The organism is Sphingomonas sanguinis, from assembly GCF_001476905.1.
Classification (GTDB): Bacteria; Pseudomonadota; Alphaproteobacteria; order Sphingomonadales; family Sphingomonadaceae; genus Sphingomonas; species Sphingomonas sanguinis_B.
On record NZ_LDTE01000137.1, the window covers coordinates 1 to 21,574 of the forward strand.

Sequence of the window (21,574 nt, forward strand, 5' to 3'; positions counted from 1 at the left end):
CACCCCCGCCCCCCGCGGCCTGAAGACCGCCGGGATCACCGCCGCTCTTTTCGCGATCGGCGTCGTCGGCTTCGGCATCGTGACCCGCGACCATGACGTGGCGCGCGCCGCCGCCTGGTCCGACGCCAACGCCATCCCGACCGTGCATCTGGTGCCGGTGAAGGGCGGCGCGGCGACCGACACACTGGAGCTGCCCGCGACGCTGGCGGCGTGGAATGCCGCGCATCTCTATGCCCGCGTGCCCGGCTATGTGCAGAGCTGGTCGCAGGACATCGGTGCCCAGGTCCGCGCCGGTCAGCCGCTGGGCGTCATCGAAACGCCCGAGCTGGACGAACAGATCGGCCAGGCCCGCGCCGCCCTCGCCAGCGCCATGGCCCATCTTCAGCTGGCGCGCAGCACCGCCGCCCGCTGGAACGACCTGCTGACCAGCAAGTCGGTATCGAAACAGGAAGTGGATGAAAAGAACGGCGATCTGGCGGTCAAGACCGCCGATGTGGCGCAGGCACGCGCGGCGCTCGCCCGACTGGAGGCGGAGAAGCGCTATGCCGTGGTCCGCGCGCCGTTCAGCGGCACCGTGACCCAGCGCAATGCCGAGATCGGCGATCTGGTCGGCCCCGGTGCCGCCGCGCAGACGCCGATGTTCGCAATCGCCGATACGGGCCGCATCCGTGTCTATGTCAGCGTGCCGCAGGCGCTGTCCGCCGCGATCCGTCCAGGCATGTCCGCGACGCTCTCCGTGCCGTCGCTACCGGGCAAGACCTTTACCGCCAGCGTCATCGGTTCGTCCGACGCGATCGACCCGCAATCGGGCGCGTTCCGGGTCCAGCTTACCGCCGCCAATCCGGCGGGCGCGCTGAAACCCGGCGGCTATGCCCAGATTCATTTCGACCTGCCCGAACACAGCGGCGCGGTGACCGTCCCCTCCAGCGCGATCCTGTTTCGCGCAGGCGGCGCACAGCTGGCGACCGTCGATGGCAAGGGCCATGTCCAGCTTCACGCCGTCCGCATCGGGCAGGACGACGGCCCCACTGTGCAGATCCTGTCGGGCGCGACCGCCGGGATGCAGGTCGTCGACAATCCCCCGGACTCGCTGTCCCCCGGCGAACTGGTCCGCGTGGGAGCCACGAGCCATGGCTGATGCCGTCCGTAAATCCTTTCGAAGCTGGCTGGCCGGCTCGGCGCTGGCGCTGCTCGGCGGATGCTCGATGGCGCCCGCCTATCACCCGCCGGTGATCGCCATGCCCCCGGCCTATAAGGAGGCAGCGCCAGCGGACGGGGTCTGGCACCCCGTGGGCACGGCCCGCCCCCGTTCGGACTGGTGGACGGCCTTTGGCGACCCGACGCTCGACACGCTCGAGGCACGGATCGACGCCAGCAACCCGACGCTGGCGGGGGCCCTCGCGCGCTACGACATCGCCCGCGCCTATCTGGCCGGGGCGAAGGCGGGGTTGCTGCCGCATGTCGGGCTCGACGCGAGCGTGATCCGCAATCGCCAGTCGGACGAGCGACCCTTACGCGGCGGCAGTCAGCCCGACTTCTACACGGCCGCCGCGATCGGTGGCGACATCGGCTATGAGGCCGATCTGTGGGGCCGGGTGCGCAACTCGGTCGCCGCTGGCCGCGCCGAAGCGGAAGGCGCGGCCGACGAGGTTGCGGCCGTCAAGCTGTCGCTGGAGGGGCAACTGGCCAGCGACTATATCGCCCTCCGCGGCCAGGACCGGCAACTGGCATTGCTGAACCAGACGATCGACGCCTTTGGCAAGGCGGACGCGCTGACCCGGCGGCGATTCAAGGGCGGCATTGCATCGGGCATGGATGTGGGCCGCGCCGACGCGCTGCTGGGCGAGGCCCAGGCCCAGGCGGCGGAGGTCGCGGCGAGCCGGGCGCGGACGGAACATGCCATCGCCGCATTGGTCGGCGAACCCGCCTCGTCCTTCACGCTGGCCCCAGCCGCGACGGTCCTCGCCATTCCCGCGATCCCGACCGGCCTGCCCTCCATTCTGCTCGCCGCACGTCCCGATGTCGCCAGTGCGGAGCGGCGCATGGCCGCGGCCAACGCTCGGATCGGCGTCGCCAAGGCGGCCTTCTTCCCGCAGATCACGCTGGGCGGCAATGGCGGCTTCCAGAGCACCGCGCTCGCCGGTCTCATCGCCGCGCCCAGCCTGTTCTGGGCGGTCGGGCCGGGCGCGATCCTCAACCTGTTCGATGGTGGCCGTCGCCGCGCCGACCTGGCCGCCGCCCGCGCGGCCTGGACGCTGGCGGCCAGCGACTATCGCGCCCGTGCGCTCGGCGCGTTTCAGGATGTCGAAGATGCCCTCGCCACGCTGCATCATCTGGGCGACGCGCAGGCGGCACAGGACCGCGCCGTCACCGCCGCCACCACGACGCAGGACATCGCGCTCGACCGTTATGTGAAGGGGGCCGCTACCTATCTTGACGTCGCCACCGCCCAGGAAGCAGCGCTCCGCGACCGCCAAGCCGCATTGGACCTGGAGACCCGGCGACAGGCCGCCAGCGTGGCGCTGTTCCGGGCCATCGGTGGCGGCTGGCAGCCTTCGTAAGCCCGATTACAAGGTGGGGAGCGACCGGGAATCCTGCGCCGCTCCCCGCCGCGCGACAAGCACCACGCCAAGTTACGTGTGATATGCCCGTTGGTCAGGATGCGCCTCGGGGACACGTCATTCCCGTCGGCAGCGCCTAGACGGCCAGGCCCTTTGCCTCGACATGCTCGGCAATGGCACCGGCGGTCGTCCACCAGATGCGGGGATCGTCTGCCTCGCGAAGCTCCTCCAGCACGCGCGCCAGGGGCGGCACGCGGTGGGCCTGCCCCATGATATACGGGTGAAGCGCAATGCCCAGGACCGAGGGACGCCGATCCGCCTCGGACAGCAGTTGAGCGACCGCATCGCGGATCATCGTGGCGAAACTCTCTGCCTCCTGCCGACGCTGGATCAGCGAAGGAATGTCGTTGATCTCCTGCGAATAGGGGATCGACAGCAGATCGCCATGCCGGGTCTTCAACCGCGTCGGCTGGTCGTCATGCGCCCAGTCGAGCACATAACGGTAACCCGCCGCCTTCAGCAGATCGGGCGTCGCCTCGCTCTCCGAAATCCAGGGGCCCAGCCATCCCGTGGGTCGAACGCCCAACGACGCCAAGCGCTCGGTCACCTCGTCGATCAGGCGACGCTCCTTGCCCTCGTCCAGCTCGCCCTGCGCCTTGGCATTGGTGCCGCCATGCGCCGCAATCTCGTCGCCACGATCGCGGCAGGCCTCCGCCAGGCCGGGACAGCGATCGAGTATCTCCGCATTCAGCAGCGCGGTCGTCTTCAGCTCCAGCCGATCGAACAGCTCGAAGAGCCGCCACGCGCCCACGCGATTGCCGTAATCGCGCCAGGCATAGTTCATGACGTCGGGCTGGGTCTGCGACGGCGCGAGTTCGGCGCCCAGGCCGCCGCCAAAGTCAAAGACCTCGTGATTGACGCCCAGATAGATGGCGACCCGCCGCCCCTCCGGCCAGTCATAGACCGGACGATCGACGATGGGACGATAGGGGTAGCGGCCATGCTCGGAGGACTTCATCGCGCCTCAACGCGAACGGCCGGGAATGGATGCCCCTGCCGCCTAGCGCCAGGCCCGCACGCCCAGGATGGTCAATCCCCCCGCCAGCGTCATCATGGCGAGTACGGACAGGACCGGACCGAAATCATGCGGCGTCGCAAACCGCCAGGCCAGCCCGGCCCCGATCAGACCGGGCAGCGTATTGGTGAGGTTGAATAGCCCCAGGTCGCGACCGCGATGGCGCGGGTCGGGCAGCAGCTGAAAGCTCAGGCCCGAATGCAGCGCGACGAAGACCGACGACCCGGCGGTGTAAAGGATGAAGGCCGCCGCCGCCACGACGGGCCCCTTGGCGAGCGCCATCGCGAACAGCCCCGACGCCGCGACCAGCGCCGCCAGCAGCAGCACATATTGCCGTCGCGCGGTCCTGTCCGCCATCCGCCCCAGCAACAGCGCGATAGGCAGGGGCACGATAAAGGCCAGGGTGAAGACCTGCCCGACCCATCGCGGCAGGTCCGCGCGCGCCGACGGAGGTACGATCGTCTCGAAATAGTAGAGCAGATAGCCATGGGTCACCACCGCCGCGACCTGGACCAGCAGGCGCGACAGCCCGGCCATCCAGAAATCGCGCCGGGGCGGGCGAGCCACGGGCGTGACGATGGCAGCTTCCTCCCCTGCTATCCGGGGCCGGACCAGCAACAGCGGCAGGGTGCATAGCAGGACGACCGCAACCACCATGACCAATCGCCCCCGCTCCCCCAGCCACTGCTCGCCCACCAGCCAGGCGGACAGCGCCGCCGCCACCGGATTGCCCAGCGCGATCAGGCCGCCCGCCATGCCACGCTGGGCATTGCGGATCTCCTCGGCCATGACCGCCATCATCGGCGCGAGCAGCGCGTTGACCGCGACCTGGAATCCCAGCACCGACAGGGCCAACGCCATCGGGGTCGCCGCCCAGCCGATCGCCGCATAGCTCGCGGCGATCCCGGCCAGCCCCAGCGCCATCCAGACCCGCCTGCTCCCGCCCGCCCGACGTGACCGATCGCTCAACCAGCCGAACAGGATATTGGCGCCGCTTGCCGCCACCGCCCCAGCGACCGCGATCAGGGACAGAAGCGCGATCCGCTCGTCCGGGCTCACCACCTCGACCCGCATGGGCACGAGCAGGGTCAATAGCGGCCAATAGGCGATCACCCCGCCGATATTGGCGAGCGCAAACAGCCACAGGGACAGAGGCGTGCGCGACCGCAGGGGATCGGGATGGGAGACAGACATGACCCACCCTGCCCCCGATCATGCGTTTCGGCAACGCCCGTTACGGCTTCATCGTCTGCGCCTCGACCGTCGTGGTGCTGACCATCGCGCGGTCGGCGGCGTCATGCGCCACCGCAACTCGGTAGGCACCGCCCGCGATCCGCCAGCCCGGCAGGCCGGTATCGTAATCGGCCAGGATGCGCGGCTCGGCGGTCAGAGTGATGCGACGGGTCTCGCCGGGCTTCAGTGCGACGCGCTGGAACGCGGCCAACCGCATCGGCTCTCCGCCGCCGTCGCGGGCGACATAGACCTGCGCCACATCGGAGCCTTCGCGCTGACCTGTGTTGACGACATCCACCGTCACCCGGATCGTCCGCCCGCCGGTGACCACCGGGTTGCGATAGGCGAAGCTGGTATAGCTGAGCCCGTGGCCGAACGGGAACAGCGGCTTCAGCCCCTTTTTCTCGTACCAGCGATAGCCGACATCGGCACCCTCGACATAATCGACCGGGAAGCTTTGCAGCGTGACGCCCTGCGCGGCAGCCGGATTGGCGGCGGCGGCGGCTTCGACCTCGCTCAGCCGGTCAAGGCCCACCGGGCGCGGACGCGGCGGTTGCGATGCGTCGGCCGGGAAGGTGATGGGCAGGCGCCCCGAAGGGTTGACCTGGCCGGTCAGAATGGCGGCCAGCGCCTCGCCCCCGCGCTGCCCGGGATACCAGGCCTGGACGATGGCGGGCACCTTGGCGATCCACGGCATCAGCACGGGGCCGCCTGTTTCCATGACCGCGACCGTCTTCGACTGCACGCCCGCAATCGCGGCGATCAGCGCGTCCTGCTGGTTGGGCAGGCGCAGATCGTGCACGTCATCGGCCTCAGTCGTCCACTGCGTGGCGAAGACGATTGCCATGTCCGCCGCCTTGGCCGCAGCCAGCGTGGCATTCAGATTACGCCCGTCCTGCCATTCGATCTCCACCCCCGGCAGCGCCTTACGCAGTGCGTTAAGCGGCGAGGAGGCGTGATAGGTGATGCGCGCGAATGAGGCCGATCCGCCATAGGCCAGTGGAATCTCGACCGGCGCACCGCCGACCGAGCGGACCTGCGACGAGCCCCCACCCGACAGCACGCCGACATCGGCATTGCCACCGATCACCACGATGCGCTTAGCGGTGCGTGCGATGGGCAGCAGGTTGCCGTCATTCTTCAGAAGCACGATCCCGGCCTCCGCCGCGCGCTGCGCCACATCGGCATGGGCGGCGTAATCGGGGGTCACCGCCTGGGTCGGGACAGGCGTGTCATAGGCGCCCGTCTCGATCAGACCGGTCAGGTAACGCGCGACCATATCGTTCAACCGCGCCTCGGACACTTCGCCCTTGGCCACCGCCTCTGCGAGCGGGGCACCGAAATAGACCTCTTTGTCCAGCTCCTGGCCCGACTCCTGGTCCAGCCCGGCATTGGCGGCCTTGGCCGTCGAGTGCACCGCGCCCCAGTCGCTCATCACCCAACCGGCATAACCCCAGTCGCGCTTCAAAACGTCGGTCAACAGATGGCGGTTCTCGCACGCCCAGTCGCCGCTGATCTTGTTATAGGCGCACATGACCGAGCCCGGCCGCCCCTTCTCGATCGCAATCTGAAAGGCGAGCAGGTCGCTCATCCGCAATGCCGCCTCGCCGATCCGGGCGTCGAGCACGTTGCGCCCGGTCTCCTGCGCGTTGAGGACATAGTGTTTGATCGTCGAGACGATGCGGTTCGACTGCACGCCCTGGATATGCGCACCGCCCAGCGTGCCCGCGAGCAGCGGGTCCTCGCCCAGATATTCGAAGTTCCGCCCGTTCCACGGATCGCGGGTCAGGTTGACGCCGCCCGCCAGCAGCACGTTGAAGCGCTTGTCCCGCGCCTCTGCCCCGATCATCGCGCCGCCTGCCTGCGCGATGGCTGGATCGAAGCTGGCCGCCGTGGCGAGCCCCGAAGGCAGTGCGGTGGCGACGTCGCCGACCCGCTGCTCGACCTGGTTCGCCACGCCAAGCGAGGCGTCGCTCTCGCGAACCAGCGGCACGCCCAGCCGGGGAATGCCGTCGATATGCCCAGCCGAGGGGATCAGCTCGTTGGTCGTCTTGCCCGCCGCCATCGGTGGGAACAAGCCGTGGAGCAGCGCGATCTTTTCCTCACGCGTCATCTTCGCGACGATCCGATCGGCCCGCGCGCGGGCCGCCGCGGACGTCGTCTTCTTCTGCGCCTTGGTGGTCGGCGCCTGTGCCTGAACGGGCGCGCTGGCCCCCGCCGTGACCAGCGCGACCATCGCCAGGCCGCCAGCCATCTGTCCCTTCGTCACCGTCATCCTCCCGAGATCGAATGCTTTGGGCGCTTTGTGTTGCATAACTGCCATCGTGTCCAGAGAACGTTCACAATCGCGACTTTTCGACGACTGGTCTCTCTTGACACCGTTTGGCCTTTGAAGGAGTGAACGTTCTCAAGAGCGCGGGTTACCGCGCCCGTTCACGAAGGGGAGGATTTCATGCGAAGCGTTCGTGCTCGCCTGCTTTCGAATTTTGCCATCGGTGTTTCCGCAGTCGCGCTGACCCTGCCGGCCGCCGCGCTGGCGCAGGATGCCGCCGCCACCATGGGCAATACCGGCCCGGCCCAGACCGATCCGCAAGCGCCGACCACCGGCCCGGCCGATCCCGCCCAGGGCGAAGGCGATATCGTCGTCACCGGTATTCGCGCCAGCTTGCGTCAGTCGATCGACATCAAGCGCAACGCACAGGGCGTGGTCGACGCGATCAGCGCCGAGGAAATGGGCAAGTTCCCCGATACGAACCTGGCAGAGTCGCTCCAGCGCATCACCGGTGTGTCGATCGACCGATCGAACGGCGAAGGCCAGTTCGTGACGGTGCGCGGCTTCGGCCCCGAATACAACCTCGTCACCCTGAACGGCCGCCAGATGCCGACCGCCGCGATCGGCGACGGAATGAGCGCGCCCGGCTCACGCTCGTTCGACTTCGCCAACCTCGCCTCCGAAGGCGTCGCCGCGCTCGAAGTCTACAAGTCCGGGCGCGCCACCGTGCCTTCGGGCGGCATCGGCTCGACCATCAACATCCGCACGCCGCGCCCGCTGGATAAACCCGGCCTGCGCGGATCGCTCTCGGCGCGCGGCGTCGTCGACACCTCGCAGAATGGCGGCAAGAACGTCACGCCCGAAGTGTCCGGCATCTTCTCCGACACCTTCGCCGACGACCGGATCGGCGTCCTCGTCACCGGTGCCTATCAGCGCCGCAATTTCAGCCAGAATCAGGCCAATGTCGGTTGGCGTGACGGCTATCTGGGCTCGGAGAACAACTGGGGTTCGCTGGCGCAACAGGGTGATCCCCGCTACGCCAACATCACCAATCGGCCGGGCGCGAACGACGTCTATCAGGTGCCGCAGAACGCCAGCTACAACATCGTCAATGGCCGCCGTGAGCGCATCAACGGCCAGGCCGTCCTGCAATTCCGCCCGTCGGACAATCTGACGGCGACGGTCGACTATACCTACTCGCAGAACACCGTCGACATTCGCGACAACAATGTCGGCATCTGGTACAACCACAACGACACGTCGAGCGCGTGGACCAACGGTCCGGTCGCCGGGCCGATCTTCTACACCGAGCGCTTCACCGCCGCCGAGGGCAAGGACCTGGCCTATTCCGCGTCCGAAACCTCGGTACGCAGCATCAACCGGTCGCTGGGCGGCAACCTGACCTGGAAGGGTCCGGGTGGCGTCACCATGTCGCTCGACGCGCACCACTCGACCGCCGAGTCCCGTCCGGACAATCCGTATGGCAACAGCAACTCGGTCGGCACCGCGATCTTCGGCGTGCAGAGCCAGACGGTCAATTTCGACAACAAGCTGCCCGTGATCTCGTTCGCGATGCAGCCGGGCATCGACCCGCTCAACCCCGCCAACATCGTCCCCACCGGCAACGCCTTCCGCAATTCCTATTTCCGGGACGAGATCAACCAGGTCCAGCTGCGCGGGCATTACGACCATGAGCAGGGCTTCCTGGACAGCCTGGACTGGGGTTTCGACTATACCGACAACAAGGTTCGCTCGGCGTATAGCGTGCTGCAGAACGACACCTGGGGCGGCACCGGCGGCGACAGCGCGGCACAGCGTGCGGCGGCCGCGGCCCTGATTCCCGACAACCTGTTCCAGCAGATCAGCATCCCCGACAAGTTCTCGGGCATTGGCGGCGCGAACAATTCGGCGATCGTGAAGTCCTTCTACGGCTTCAACCTGCCCAACATGGTCTCGCTGCTCGACAAGGCGTATGGTATCTGCGGCGGCAACGGCCAGTGCCTGATCCCCTACACCACGGACTCGCGCATCCGCGAAAAGACCGTCTCGCCCTATTTCCAGTTCAACGGCAAGATGGACCTGTTCGCACGGCCCGCGCACCTTATCGCGGGGCTTCGCTTCGAGAATACGGACGTCTCGGCCTCGGCGCTGGTACCGACCCCGGTCGGCGCACGGCAGAATTCGCAAAACGAATTCAACATCCTGTTCTCGGGTAGCGGCTTCACGACCTTCAAGGGCAGCTACCAGAACTGGCTGCCGTCGGTGGACTTCGACTTCCAGCCGCTGGAAAACGTCAAGCTGCGCGCGTCGTACAGCCACACCATCACCCGCGCCGACTATGGCAGCCTGCAGGGCGGTCGCAATCTGTCTCAGCTGTTCCGCATCGGCGGCGGCACCGGCAGTGTCGGCAACCCGAACCTGATCCCGTACAAGTCGAAGAATATCGATCTGTCGGCGGAGTGGTATTACAAGTCCGACAGCTACCTTTCGGTCGGCTTCTTCCACAAGGACGTGTCGAACTTCATCGGCCAGACCCAGGTCAACTCGACGGTTCCGGGCGTGACCTCTCCAGTGACCACCTTCAACGGCGTGACGCAATATGGGCCCCGCTATCAGGCAGCGATCAATGCGCTGGGTGCCAACGCGACCTTCGCGCAGGTCCGCGACTATATCGCCGCCAACTTCCCCGGCGGCGTGGTCAATGGCACGATCGTGGCGCAGCCCAACGATCCGGCGGTCAACTTCGTTATCACGACGCCGTTCAACAGCAGCCAGACGGCCAGCGTCGACGGCTTCGAGTTCGCGATCCAGCACAATTTCTGGGATACCGGCTTCGGCACGATCCTGAACTACACGATCGTCAACGGAAACCGGAAATACGATAACCGCTTGCCCGCCACCGTGTCGCAGTTCGCGATCACCGGCCTGTCGGACAGCGCCAACGCGGTCCTGTTCTACGACAAGTTCGGCATCCAGGCGCGTGCGGCCTATAACTGGCGCAAGGGGTATCTGGCGGGGGCGGGCATCAACCCGGTCTATGTCAACACTTATGGCCAGCTGGATGCAAGCGCGAGCTATGCGGTGACGAAGAGCGTCGCCATCTTCGCCGAGGGCATCAACATTCTGGGCGAGAACCGCAGCGGTCACCTCCGCTCGGATCGCAACGTCAACTTCGTCACGAAGCAGGATGCGCGCTACTCGGCGGGTGTGCGCTTCACCTTCTGACGATCATGGGAAAAGCCGGTTTTCCCGGTCCGGGAACACTGGCTTTTCCTCCATATCGACGGCAAGGATGATGTCGGAAGACGGTCGGGGATAGGGAAAGCGGTGGACAAGCCTGTCACCCGAATCGTGATCGTGGGCGGCGGTACGGCCGGTTGGCTGGCCGCCTGCCGCATCGCTGCCGCAACCATGGGTTCGGTCACGGTGACATTGATCGAATCTCCCGACGTGCCCACCATCGGCGTGGGTGAAGGCACTTGGCCGACGATCCGCCGGACGCTGGAGCGGATCGGCATTGGCGAGGCCGAGGTGCTGCTGGCCTGTGACGGGTCGTTCAAGCAGGGGACCTGCTTCGACGGCTGGACGACAGGCGTGGACGACGATCGCTATTACCACCCCTTCGTTCCGCCGATCGATGTCGATCCTGCTGACCTGCCCGGCGATCGGCCTTTTGCCTTCACCGCCTGCGCCCAGCCGCAGGTCTGCGTCGAAAATTTGGCCCCGCGCCAGCCCGCCATGCCCGATTATGGGGGCGCGCTGAACTATGCCTATCATCTCGACGCCGCCAAGCTTGCGACGCTGCTGGCCCGCCACGCGACCACCCGTCTGAATGTGCGGCATGTCCGCGATCACGTCGTCTCGGTCGATCGGGTCGAGAGCGGCGACATCGGGGCGGTGACGACCCGCCAGTCGGGGGCGATTGCGGGGGACCTCTTCCTCGACTGTACCGGGCGCCGCGGCCTGCTGATCGACGAGACGCTGGGAGCGGAGCTGATCGATGCTTCCTCCGTCCTTTTCAATGACCGGGCGTTGGCCGTGCAGTTGCCGGTCACCCCTGACAGCCCCATCGCATCGCAGACGATGGCGACCGCGCACGCCGCTGGCTGGATCTGGGACATCGGCCTGCCGACGCGGCGCGGCATCGGCTGCGTCTATGCGTCCGCCTTTATGAGCGACGATCAGGCGGAGGGCATTCTGACCGACTATTGTCGACGGATCGCGCTGGAGAGCCCCGCCCCGCGCCGCCTGAGCTTCCGCTCGGCCTATCGGGCCCAGCCCTGGACGGCCAATTGCCTGGCCATCGGCCAGTCGGCCGGGTTCATGGAGCCGTTGGAGGCCTCGGCCATCGTCATGATCGAGCTGTCGCTCGACGCGCTGCTGGACGATTTCCCGGTGGACCGGAAGGTGATGGCGATCCAGGCCCAGCGCTTCAACGCGCTGGCCCGCTATCGCTGGGAGCGGATCGTCGACTTTCTGAAGCTGCATTACGTACTCAGCCAGCGCGACGAGCCCTATTGGCGCGCGCACCGCGATCCCGCCTCCATCCCCGACAGGCTGGTCGAGGCGCTGGTGCTGTGGCGGCATCGTGCGCCCTCCGCACTCGACCTGCCGATGCAGGAGGAGCTGTTTCCGGCGGCCAGCTATCGCTACATCCTATGGGGTATGGGTTTTCCCGCACCCCTCCCCTCGCCCGTCCGTCGCGCGGCCCGTCCCGACCTGCCGAACCAGCTTCGCCAGATCGACCAGCGTGCCCGTGCGCTGACGGCGAGCCTGCCGACCAACCGCGCCTATCTCGATGCGCTGCGCGCCGAGCAGGCACCTCTTGCTGAAAGAATCGCCTGATGTCCCGCCACGAAGCCCTGAGCGCCGATGATCATCGCGACTTGCGCATCCTGGAGCACCGCGACGCCGCGCTGGGCGATGCACGCATGGCCTGCATCACCGTTCCGGCCGAATTTCGCGCGGTGCAGGCAGAATATCCCATCCTGTTCCGTCTCAACGACACCCGCGATCAATTCAGCGCGCTCGCCATGTTCGGATTTGAGAATGGCGAGAACCTCTATGTGGCGGATGGCCGCTGGGATGCGCGCTATCGCCCCCTGGCGATCGATATCCAGCCGTTCCTGATCGGCGGCAGCCCCGACGATGATGGCCCCAAGCAGGTGCATGTCGACCTCGAATCGCCCCGCATCGCGACCGGAGAAGAAGGCGTGCGCGTGTTCGACAAGCACGGCCGCCCCACCCCCTATCTGGAGCGGATCATCGAACAGGTCGGCGCGCTCGACCACGGCTTTCGGGAAGCGGGCGATTTCTTTGCCGCGCTCCAGCGCCACGAATTGCTGGAGCCCTTCACGCTGGACGTGACGCTGGATGACGGATCGGCCAACCGGCTGATCGGCTATCATATCATCGCCGAGGAGCGGCTGGCCGCGCTCAGCGGTACGGCGCTCGCCGAGCTTCAGGCAGCGGGCTATCTGGAGCCCATCTACATGGCGACGGCCTCGCTCAGCCAGTTCAGCGGACTGATCGCACGGCGCAATCGGCGGGGTACGCGTGGCTGAGGCCGAGCCTGGACTATTGACCGCCCTGCCGCGGGTGCCCGAGGTGACGGTTGTCGATGCAGCCGAACTCGACCGCGTACTGCGCGAGGCCGACCGCCCCTTCGTCGTGCGCGGACTGGCCGCCGACTGGCCGCTGGTTCAGGCGGGCCGACGCTCGGCGGAGGCGGCGCGGGCCTATCTGCTCGACCATCGTCGCGACCGGCCCTTCACCGTCTCCGTCGGTGTGCCAGGCAGCGGCGGGCGACTGTTCTACGACGATGCGATGGCGATGAACTTCCGGATGATGGAGGCGGGGCTTCCCGAAATCTTCACCCGCATTACCGAGTTTGCGGGCAAGCCGGACGCGCCGTCCATCTATCTCGCCTCGATCGATATGCAGCGCTATTTCGACGGGCTGCACGAGGCGAACCAGATCGATCTGGGCGAGCGCGAATTGCTGGCCAGCATCTGGATCGGCACGCGCACGCGGATTGCGGCACATAATGACGTCCCGCATAATCTGGCGGTCTGCGCGGTCGGGCAGCGGCGCTTCACGCTCTTCCCACGCGATCAGTTCCGCAACCTCTATCTCGGCCCGGTCGACAACACGCCTGCGGGCCGCGCGGTCAGCATGGTCGATTTCCACGCCCCCGATCTCGACCGCCACCCCCGCTTCGCCGAGGCGCTGGCAAGCGGGCAATTGGCCGAGTTGGAGGCTGGCGATGCGGTCTTCATCCCCGCCCTTTGGTGGCACCATGTCGAGGGAACCGCGGATTTCAACGTGCTGGTCAATTACTGGTGGCGCGACGCGCCCCGCTGGCTGGGCCAGCCGCAAGAGGCTTTGAACCACGCGATGATGACGATCCGCGACCTGCCCGCCGACCAGAAGGCGCATTGGCGGGAGATGTTCGACCATTATGTCTTCGCCAATGACGAGAGCGTCGTGGCTCATATTTCCCAGGGCGGTCGCGGTATCCTTGATCCGATGACCCCCGATCTCGCGGGCCGTATCCGCGCCTTCCTGCTGCGGGCACTTAGCCGATGAGCGCGCCCCGCCGGATCGTCATCGCTGGCGGCGGCACCGCCGGTTGGATGGCCGCCGCCGCTCTTGCCCGCACACTGGGTCGCGCGGTCAGCGTCACGCTGGTGGAATCTGACGCGATCGGCACGATCGGCGTCGGCGAGTCGACCATTCCGCCGATCATCACCTTCAACCGGCTGCTCGGTATCAACGAGGCCGAGTTCATGGCCGCGACCCAGGCGACCTTCAAGCTGGGCATCCAGTTCGACGGGTGGAAGGGGCCGGACGACCGCTATTTCCACTCCTTCGGGCTGACCGGCAAGGATCACTGGGCGGCGGGGTTCCAGCATTTCTGGCTGGACGGCGTCCGTCGGGGTCACGGTGCGCCCTATGACGAATATTGCCTGGAGTTGGTCGCCGCGCGTGAGGGCAGGTTCGCGCATCTGCCCGACGAGCGAATGAACTATGCCTATCAGCTGGACTCGACGCTGTACGGCCGGTTCTTGCGCCGCATGGCCGAGGGGGACGGCGCTACGCGGATCGAGGGGCGGATTGCCCAGGTCGACCTGAACCCCGACACCGGCGGTATCGCCGCTTTGGTGCTGGACGACGGACGACGGGTCAAGGGTGACCTGTTCCTCGACTGCACCGGCTTTCGCGCGCTCCTGATCGAACGTGCGCTGCATGTCGGGTTCGACGATTGGAGCCATTACCTGCCGTGCGACGCCGCCGTCGCGGTGCAGACCGAAAGCGTGCGGCCGCCAGTACCCTATACCCGCGCCATCGCGCATGAGGCGGGGTGGCAATGGCGCATCCCGCTGCAACACCGGGCAGGCAACGGCATCGTCTATTGCAGCCGCTATATGGATCACGACGCGGCGCGGACGAAGCTGCTGGATACCATCGAAGGCAAGGTCCTGACCGAGCCCAACATGCTGCGCTTCCAGACGGGCGCCCGCCGCAAGCAGTGGCATCGCAACTGCATCGCGGTCGGCCTGTCCGGTGGCTTCCTGGAGCCGTTGGAGTCGACGAGCATCCACCTGATCCAGCGTGCGATCCTGCGGCTGATCCGCCTGCTTCCCGGCGGTCCGATCAGCGCGCATGACGTGGCCGAATTCAATGACCAGCAGATGACCGACATGCTGCAGATCCGCGACTTCCTGATCCTGCACTATAAGGTCCATGAACGGCGCGACAGCGCCTTCTGGCGCCAATGCGCGGACATGGACGTGCCCGACAGCCTGGCGCACAAGATCGCCCTTTTCCGCGAGACGGGCCGCGTCTTCCGCCGCAACGACGAACTGTTCGCCGAAAACAGCTGGGTCCAGGTCATGATGGGCCAGGGTATTACCCCGGAGAGCCATCACCCGATCACCGCGCGCCTCAGCGACGAGGAGTTGGAGCGGCTGCTGTCCACGCTGCGCCAGAATGTCGCGACGACGGTGCGCAGCCTGCCGCCGCACGCCGATTATGTCGCGCGCCACTGCGGCACGGCGGCCTGACCCCGACCATGCCGCCCCGTCGTCGCCAGTCCGTCACCATCCGCCATGTCGCCGCCGATGCGGGCGTGTCGCTCCAGACCGTCAGCCGGGTCATCAACAAGGAGCCCAATGTCCGCCCCGAGATGATGGAACGGGTGCAGGCATCGATCGCCAAGCTCGGCTATGTCCCCTCGATCGCGGCGCAGCGCATGGGCGGATCGCGCTCCTATCTGATCGTCGCGCTCAACGACCGGGAGCGGACCATTGCCGACTGGCGCAACCGCCAGGGCACCGACTGGGTCGACCAGATGATGCTGGGGGGTATGCTGACTTGCGCCGAGCACGGCTATCGCCTGATCGTCGAGTTGGTCGACACGCATAGCGACCATATCGAGCGCGAACTGCTCGGCGCGATTGCCTCGCTGCAGCCCGATGGGGTTATCCTGACGCCGCCGCATTCGGAAAATCCGCTGATCACGCAGCTGCTGGATGCGCATGGGATCAGCTTTGCCCGAATCGGGTCGCTCAAGCCGGGCGGCGGCTTTGCGCTGTCGATCGACGATGAGGGCGCGGCGCGGATGGCGACGGACCATCTCGCCGCACTCGGCCATCGGCGGATCGGCTTCATCGCCGGGCCGGACGACTATGAGCTGAGCGGCTGGCGGGTCGAGGGGTGGCGCAAGTCGATGACGGCGGCGGGCCTGTCCTGTGAGGGGCTATTGGCCAAGGGCGATTTCAGTTTCGCCTCGGGTCGGGCCGCGGCTGGCGCACTGCTCGACAGCGCGACCGCCCCGACTGCCATCATCGCCAGCAACGACCAAATGGCTTTGGCGACGCTGGAGCTGGCGCGCGAGCGGGGGCTGGCGATCCCGGACGACCTGTCGCTGGTCAGCTTCGACGACACACCGATCGTGCGCTTCGTCCACCCGCCGTTGACGGCCGTGGTTCAACCCATCGCCGATGTCACCGCCCGTGCGGTCGAACTCATCATCGCCGAGCAAGCCGGGCGCCCTACTCCCACCGGTCCCGTCATCACCCCGGCCGAACTCGCCATACGCGCCTCGACCGCGCCATTGCGATAAGGAAGTCTGCCAGGTCCGCATAGGCCAGGAAATCACCTCGCCCTTAGCGAAGCCACTCGACAAGAGCCCAACAGACGCGGGCTGGGACGCTCTGCCGAGGATTCAGCGTTCGCCCTCCTTGCGCCCTGGCAAACGTCTTCGACATGCTCTCCTCTCGCACCAATAGGAATGGCTCTATCGGGACGAGTACGACCCAAGCTTCTCAATTTAAAGAAATATCCCAGATCAACTCGTTGGCAGTTGACTTCTGATAAATTCCGTTTTGGAGTCAAAGTTAAATTTTAAGCATTGGAAAATATACGGCTCCTTCAGGAGGACCGTATGACCATCCGTAGCAAACTCTTCGCCTGCCTGGCGGCGTTGGCGTTGTCGATTGTGCTGCTCGCGACCTTATCGTTCTGGAGCATGAGCACCAACAAGACGGCACTCGACTCGATCCTTCAGGATCGCCTCGTACCCATGCGCGACCTGAAGACAGTCGCCGACAAATACGCGGTCGACATCGTCGATGCCTCACACAAGGCGCGCAACGGCAATTTCACTTTTGCCCAGTCGGCCGCCAAGGTGCGAGATGGCTCGGAAAACTTGCATAAGCATTGGAAGGCGTATCGCGCCACTCAGATCGACGGGGAAGAAGCTGCCCTTGCGGCGGAGGCCGAGACCCGGATGCGGGTTGCCGACGAGCATGTCGCCGAACTTCTGACGATCCTGAACAATGGGGACCGCGCCGCCCTTGACGGTTTCGTCCTGAACAAGCTCTATCAGAGCATCGATCCTGTATCCGACTCCATCGGCAAGCTGGTCAACCTCCAGCTCAAGATCGCGGAAAACACCGGCAACGCCGCCACCCACACGGCGCGGATGAACCGCACCATCATGATCGCACTCGTACTGGGCGGGATTGCGGTGCTGGTCATGTCGCTGATCATCATCTTGTCGAAGGTGGTCGCTCCGATCCAGCGACTGGCCGAAACGATCCGCGGGCTTGCGTCGCAGAACGGGACGGCGGACGTGCCGCATCTCGACCAGAAGGACGAGATCGGCGACATCGCGCGATCGGTCGACGTGTTCCGCCAGTCGGTCGTCCGGGCCGAGCAGGAAAAGGCCGTCGCCGCCGCGCAGGCGACCGAGGCATTGGCGACCGGCCTCGCCGCGCTGGCCGACGGCGATCTGACCTTCCAGTTGAAGCAGGATTTCCCGCCCGCCTACGCCAAGCTCCAGTCGGACTTCAACGAAGCGGCAGCCTCTTTACGCAATGCCCTTAGGCAGGTCACCGAATCTGCGAGCGGCATCAACAGCGGTGCCAACGACATCCGCCAAGCCTCGGACGATCTCTCGAAGCGTACCGAGCAACAGGCCGCGTCGCTGGAAGAAACGGCGGCGGCCATGGACGAGATCACCTCGACGGTCCGTTCGACGGCGGAGCGCGCCAATCGTGCCGACACCGCCGTTCGCGACGCCCGTGACGAAGCGGAACGGTCGGGCGCGGTCGTGCGCCGCGCGGTAGACGCCATGGGCGGCATCGAGCGAACGTCGAACGAAATCTCCGAGATCATCTCGGTCATCGACGGCATCGCGTTCCAGACCAACCTGTTGGCACTGAATGCGGGTGTGGAAGCGGCGCGTGCAGGAGACGCCGGCAAGGGTTTCGCAGTGGTCGCCTCCGAAGTGCGCGCCCTAGCGCAGCGTTCCGCCGAGGCCGCCAAGGACGTGAAGGCTCGGATCACCGCATCGTCCGTACAGGTGACGGCGGGGGTGCAGCTCGTCGGCGAGACGGGCGAGGCGCTCGAGCGTATCATCGGCAAGATCGGCGAGATCAACGGCTTGGTTTCCGCGATTGCGGCGTCGGCCGAGCAGCAGGCCACCGGCCTCCAGCAGGTCAACACGGCTGTATCCGAAATGGACGGCGTGACGCAAAAAAACGCGGCGATGGTGGAGGAAGCGACCGCCGCGGCACGCAGCCTTGCTTCCGAGGTCGACGGGATGAGCCTCCAGATCGCCCGGTTCCGGGTGGGCAACGCGCCCGTCGCATCCGCCTCACCGGTCCATGACCTGCAACATCGCGCGGCGACCGCCGCACGCCGTATCGCCAAGGCCACGCCGCCGCGAACGGCAGGCAACACCGCGCTTGCGGTGTCCGAGGACGAGTGGTCCGAATTCTAAGCGGGTGATACGGTCTCGGGCGTGGACATCATGGTCGTCCATGAGATCCACGCCCGGTCGCGTTCGCCTACGCTTCCCGAGGTGCCGACTGAGTCATGGATCAGAAGCGCATCCGCACGCCGCCCGTAAAACGACGGCCGGTGAAGCCGCTATAGGATAGTAGGCCAAAGGAATTGTCCTGATAGGACTTTTCGTTCAGCAGGTTGGTCACGTCGGCACTCAGATCGACATTCTCGGTCAGCTTGTAGCTGATCGACCCGTCCAGCTGCCCATAGGGTCGCACGAAATTGCCGTCGCCAAAGGTGCCGCCGCCATTCGAGTAGCGGCCGCGATACGAATAGGAGCCGCGCACGCCGACGCCATATTTCTCGAAATAGGCGCCGACATTATAGTTGTGTCGGGCGACGCCATCCAGCGGAAAGGCCTGTCCGCCCTGCGTGCGGGGGATGGAGGGCGCATCGATATAGGTGTAGTTTCCAAACAGCCCGAACCCGTCGAGCGTGCGCGTGACATAGGATAGCGGCAATTGCGCCGCGACTTCCAGGCCCTTGACGTCGCCGCTGAGCAGGTTGAGCGGCTGGTTCCGCCGGAACTCCAGCGTCGCGCTGCCCCCCGACCGGTACGTGACCGTATGGGTCTCCGTCGTCTGGCCGGAGACGATATAGTCGGTCAGGTGCTTGTAGAAGCCCGCCACTGACAGCAACCCGCCGCGCGCGAAATAATATTCCAGCGACAGATCGAGCTGATCGGACTTGTAGGGCCTCAGCGCCGGATTTCCCGAAGAGATCGAGCGGATATTCGCATCGACCGAGGTGCCTGCGTTCAGCTGGCCCAGACCGGGGCGCCCGATCACGCGCGCGGCGGCGCCACGGATGACCAGTTCCGGCGTCAGATTGTACCGGATGTTCAGGCTGGGCAGGAACGAACTGTATTTCGCCTTCAGCGAGGTCTGGCCCGCGGCGGGCACGGTCACCGTCACCCGATCCGCCTCGACGATCAGCGCGTCCAGGTTCGGGACCAACCCCTCCGAAGACGTCCGCGTCTGTACCCAGCGCACGCCGAAGTTACCCGCCAGACGATCGTCCATGCCGGCAAAGTCGACTTGGCCGTACGCGGCCAGCGTCTTCTCCTCGACATTGAAGCCTGCGCCCGGCTGCACCGGGATCACCTGATCGTCGTAAAAGGCGGATCGCGGGACCACCGATGCGAACTTGCCCACATCGAACACCAGAAGACGCGCATTGCCCGGCAACCCCGAGAAATCGCCTGCCGAAAGGAAGGCCGCAGCCGGGATGCCCCCGCCGCCCTCGACACCGGGCGTGACGGTGAGCTTGCCATTCGACAATGCCGCGATCTGCTGGGCATTCAGGACCGAGAAGGCCGAGGTGTTCCGGAAGCGGCGGCCGCTGGCAAACACGCCGCCCTTGACCGATCGGATGAAGGAATCCTCGCCCAGCGCGTAGGTCGCGTCAAAGCGTCCTTCGATATTGCGGTCCGGGCTGGTGAAGGCCCCCAGATCCTCGGCGTTCAGGTAGAAATTGCTGCCGTTCAACGGATCGTAGCCGCGCGAGAAGCCGACCAGGGGGCCGCCACCCAGGCCATTGGGGAAGGTGAGCTGTGCCGAGGCGCGACCCTGCGCCTGAAGGCCGAAGGTGCGGGTGTCGTTGGTCGCCCGGAAATAGGAACCCTGCGCCTCCAGCGTCAGGTTGCCGCTTTTCCATTTCGCACCCTGTGCCACCGAGAAGACGTTGATCTTCGAGTTATATTCACGGGCGGTCGCCTGGATGCTGACGCCGTCCGCATCCAGCGCGGTCAGGAAGCCCTGCGAGCCGCCGAGCAGCTGGCCGACGAAGCTCGTGTCGATCGTGCTGGATCGTACGCCATAGTTGGTGCCGCCCGGAATCTGCGGTGCGATATCGGTGAAGCGCACCTGCGCGCGGCTGACATATTGGGCGCTCTTCAGGCTGCTGTAAAAGGCGTCGCCATAGAGTTCGAGCTCTTCGGTCGGCTTCCACTGATAGCCCAGGATCGCGGTGAGTCGATCACGCCGCCCTTGCGTGTTCCAATTGTCGAAGCCGTGCTGGAAGCTGTAGGTGTCGTTAAAGTCGCCATCGACATTGTAATCAATCGGCGGCGACTTGCCGCCCTGCACCGCGCGTCCACTGCTGTCGAACAGCGGTGACTCGCGACTGGTTTCGGCGCCATAGGTGTTGAGGAACTTCTCGCGATAGTCACGGCGCTCGAAGGCGATGCCCGCATTGACCCCGAAGGTGCCGCTGGCGTTCACCCAATTGCCGAGCGCAGCCACCCGCGGCGTCAGCTTCCCGCGATTTTCCTCATAGACGCCCTCGACCGAGGCGCTGAGCGTGGTCTTGCCGATGTCGAGCGGCCTTGCGGTCTTGACGTTGACCGTACCCGACAGGCCGCCTTCGATCATATCGGCGGTCGGCGACTTCAGCACCTCGACCGAGCTGGTGAACAAGGACGAAAAGGCGGTGAAATCGAACGACCGCGTGCCGCCGCTTCCCAGCGTCCGGCCATTATACTGGACGCGCGTAAATTCCTGCGGAAGGCCACGGATGGACGCACCCGATCCTTCGCCTGCCGACCGAGTGATCTGAACACCGGTGATACGTTGCAGCGATTCCGCAAGGTTCAGGTCGGGGAATTTCCCGATATCCTCCGCAGAGATGACATCGCTGACCACATTGGCGTTGCGCTTGATCTGGTTGGCGATGTCGAGCGATCGGCGAAAGCCGGTGACGACGATTTCCGCGCCCTGTTCCGAGCCGACGTCGGCGCTCCCGACGCCAGGCGTCGCCTGTGCGGGGGCGGCCGTTGCCGTGGTGGCGTCGATCGGGCCGTTCGTCTGGGCATGCGCGGCCGATCCGACCGCCAAGCATGCCGCCGTTCCGATAAGAAGGCTGAATTTATAGCGCATGCCATCTCTCCTTTTTATAAGCGAGAGTGCACCTGCTCATTTGCCACCAATTCGTGACAAAAGCTTGTGCGAGACCGGGATGGCCGTCCTCCCTCACCGCCACGCCTCCCTGACCGAGAAGTCTTTAATGGCACATATGAAAGTCTAACATTACAAATGAGAATGCAAGTGGGTTTTCGAGAACGTGTTCATCGGCATCAAT

At 65.8% G+C, this 21,574-nt stretch carries 13 protein-coding genes; 9 read left to right on the forward strand and 4 right to left on the reverse strand.

What is annotated here, in order from left to right; all coding sequences use genetic code 11:
• Together SB4_RS17170 and SB4_RS17175 are read left to right on the forward strand one after the other, a co-directional pair.
• Positions 1–1,138: efflux RND transporter periplasmic adaptor subunit (locus SB4_RS17170; RefSeq protein WP_241488671.1), on the forward strand; the 1,138-nt coding region annotated here is incomplete at its 5' end.
• Positions 1,131–2,561: an efflux transporter outer membrane subunit gene (locus tag SB4_RS17175; protein ID WP_058753556.1), complete on the forward strand. Its 1,431-nt coding sequence runs from the start codon at positions 1,131–1,133 to the stop codon at positions 2,559–2,561. The genes SB4_RS17170 and SB4_RS17175, both read left to right, overlap by 8 nt.
• Positions 2,562–2,697: 136 nt before the next feature.
• Here the strand turns inward: SB4_RS17175 and SB4_RS17180 are convergent, their stop codons facing one another.
• From SB4_RS17180 to SB4_RS17190, 3 genes are read right to left on the reverse strand one after another with little or no spacing between them, the layout of a single operon-like run.
• Positions 2,698–3,579: a polysaccharide deacetylase family protein gene (locus SB4_RS17180; protein WP_058753557.1), complete on the reverse strand. Its 882-nt coding sequence runs from the start codon at positions 3,577–3,579 to the stop codon at positions 2,698–2,700.
• A gap of 42 nt (positions 3,580–3,621) precedes the next feature.
• On the reverse strand, positions 3,622–4,830 hold the full coding sequence (locus tag SB4_RS17185) for an MFS transporter (protein ID WP_058753558.1): 1,209 nt from the start codon (positions 4,828–4,830) through the stop codon (positions 3,622–3,624).
• A gap of 40 nt (positions 4,831–4,870) precedes the next feature.
• On the reverse strand, positions 4,871–7,123 hold the full coding sequence (locus tag SB4_RS17190; RefSeq protein WP_058753577.1) for a beta-glucosidase: 2,253 nt from the start codon (positions 7,121–7,123) through the stop codon (positions 4,871–4,873).
• Positions 7,124–7,321: 198 nt separating this feature from the next.
• Between SB4_RS17190 and SB4_RS17195 the strand changes: the two genes are divergently transcribed.
• The 7 genes from SB4_RS17195 (at position 7,322) to SB4_RS17225 (ending at position 18,431) form a co-directional block, all read left to right on the forward strand.
• Positions 7,322–10,366, forward strand: coding sequence for a TonB-dependent receptor (locus SB4_RS17195; RefSeq protein ID WP_058753559.1), 3,045 nt, complete (start codon positions 7,322–7,324; stop codon positions 10,364–10,366).
• 102 nt (positions 10,367–10,468) lie between these two features.
• The gene (locus tag SB4_RS17200) at positions 10,469–11,986 is read left to right on the forward strand and encodes a tryptophan halogenase family protein (protein WP_058753560.1); all 1,518 of its coding nucleotides are present in this window, start codon (positions 10,469–10,471) and stop codon (positions 11,984–11,986) included.
• Complete coding sequence (locus tag SB4_RS17205; protein WP_058753561.1) at positions 11,986–12,705, forward strand: SapC family protein; 720 nt, start codon at positions 11,986–11,988, stop codon at positions 12,703–12,705. The genes SB4_RS17200 and SB4_RS17205 overlap by 1 nt, the downstream gene beginning before the upstream one ends.
• The gene (locus tag SB4_RS17210) at positions 12,698–13,729 is read left to right on the forward strand and encodes a cupin-like domain-containing protein (protein ID WP_058753562.1); all 1,032 of its coding nucleotides are present in this window, start codon (positions 12,698–12,700) and stop codon (positions 13,727–13,729) included. The genes SB4_RS17205 and SB4_RS17210 overlap by 8 nt, the downstream gene beginning before the upstream one ends.
• Positions 13,726–15,207, forward strand: coding sequence for a tryptophan halogenase family protein (locus SB4_RS17215; protein ID WP_058753563.1), 1,482 nt, complete (start codon positions 13,726–13,728; stop codon positions 15,205–15,207). The genes SB4_RS17210 and SB4_RS17215 overlap by 4 nt, the downstream gene beginning before the upstream one ends.
• Before the next feature lie 8 nt (positions 15,208–15,215).
• Positions 15,216–16,268: a LacI family DNA-binding transcriptional regulator gene (locus tag SB4_RS17220; protein ID WP_058753564.1), complete on the forward strand. Its 1,053-nt coding sequence runs from the start codon at positions 15,216–15,218 to the stop codon at positions 16,266–16,268.
• Positions 16,269–16,589: 321 nt separating this feature from the next.
• Complete coding sequence (locus SB4_RS17225) at positions 16,590–18,431, forward strand: HAMP domain-containing methyl-accepting chemotaxis protein (protein WP_058753565.1); 1,842 nt, start codon at positions 16,590–16,592, stop codon at positions 18,429–18,431.
• A gap of 100 nt (positions 18,432–18,531) precedes the next feature.
• Here the strand turns inward: SB4_RS17225 and SB4_RS17230 are convergent, their stop codons facing one another.
• On the reverse strand, positions 18,532–21,372 hold the full coding sequence (locus SB4_RS17230) for a TonB-dependent receptor (RefSeq protein WP_058753566.1): 2,841 nt from the start codon (positions 21,370–21,372) through the stop codon (positions 18,532–18,534).
• Positions 21,373–21,574: the final 202 nt, after the last annotated feature.

Excerpts from the sequence above, each read along its gene's own strand:
- SB4_RS17175 (WP_058753556.1), top strand. The coding sequence starts at position 1,131 with ATGGCTGATGCCGTCCGTAAATCCTTTCGAAGCTGGCTGGCCGGCTCG.
- SB4_RS17180 (WP_058753557.1), bottom strand. The coding sequence starts at position 3,579 with ATGAAGTCCTCCGAGCATGGCCGCTACCCCTATCGTCCCATCGTCGAT.
- SB4_RS17185 (WP_058753558.1), bottom strand. The coding sequence starts at position 4,830 with ATGTCTGTCTCCCATCCCGATCCCCTGCGGTCGCGCACGCCTCTGTCC.
- SB4_RS17190 (WP_058753577.1), bottom strand. The coding sequence starts at position 7,123 with ATGGCTGGCGGCCTGGCGATGGTCGCGCTGGTCACGGCGGGGGCCAGC.
- SB4_RS17195 (WP_058753559.1), top strand. The coding sequence starts at position 7,322 with ATGCGAAGCGTTCGTGCTCGCCTGCTTTCGAATTTTGCCATCGGTGTT.
- SB4_RS17205 (WP_058753561.1), top strand. The coding sequence starts at position 11,986 with ATGTCCCGCCACGAAGCCCTGAGCGCCGATGATCATCGCGACTTGCGC.
- SB4_RS17215 (WP_058753563.1), top strand. The coding sequence starts at position 13,726 with ATGAGCGCGCCCCGCCGGATCGTCATCGCTGGCGGCGGCACCGCCGGT.
- SB4_RS17220 (WP_058753564.1), top strand. The coding sequence starts at position 15,216 with ATGCCGCCCCGTCGTCGCCAGTCCGTCACCATCCGCCATGTCGCCGCC.
- SB4_RS17225 (WP_058753565.1), top strand. The coding sequence starts at position 16,590 with ATGACCATCCGTAGCAAACTCTTCGCCTGCCTGGCGGCGTTGGCGTTG.
- SB4_RS17230 (WP_058753566.1), bottom strand. The coding sequence starts at position 21,372 with ATGCGCTATAAATTCAGCCTTCTTATCGGAACGGCGGCATGCTTGGCG.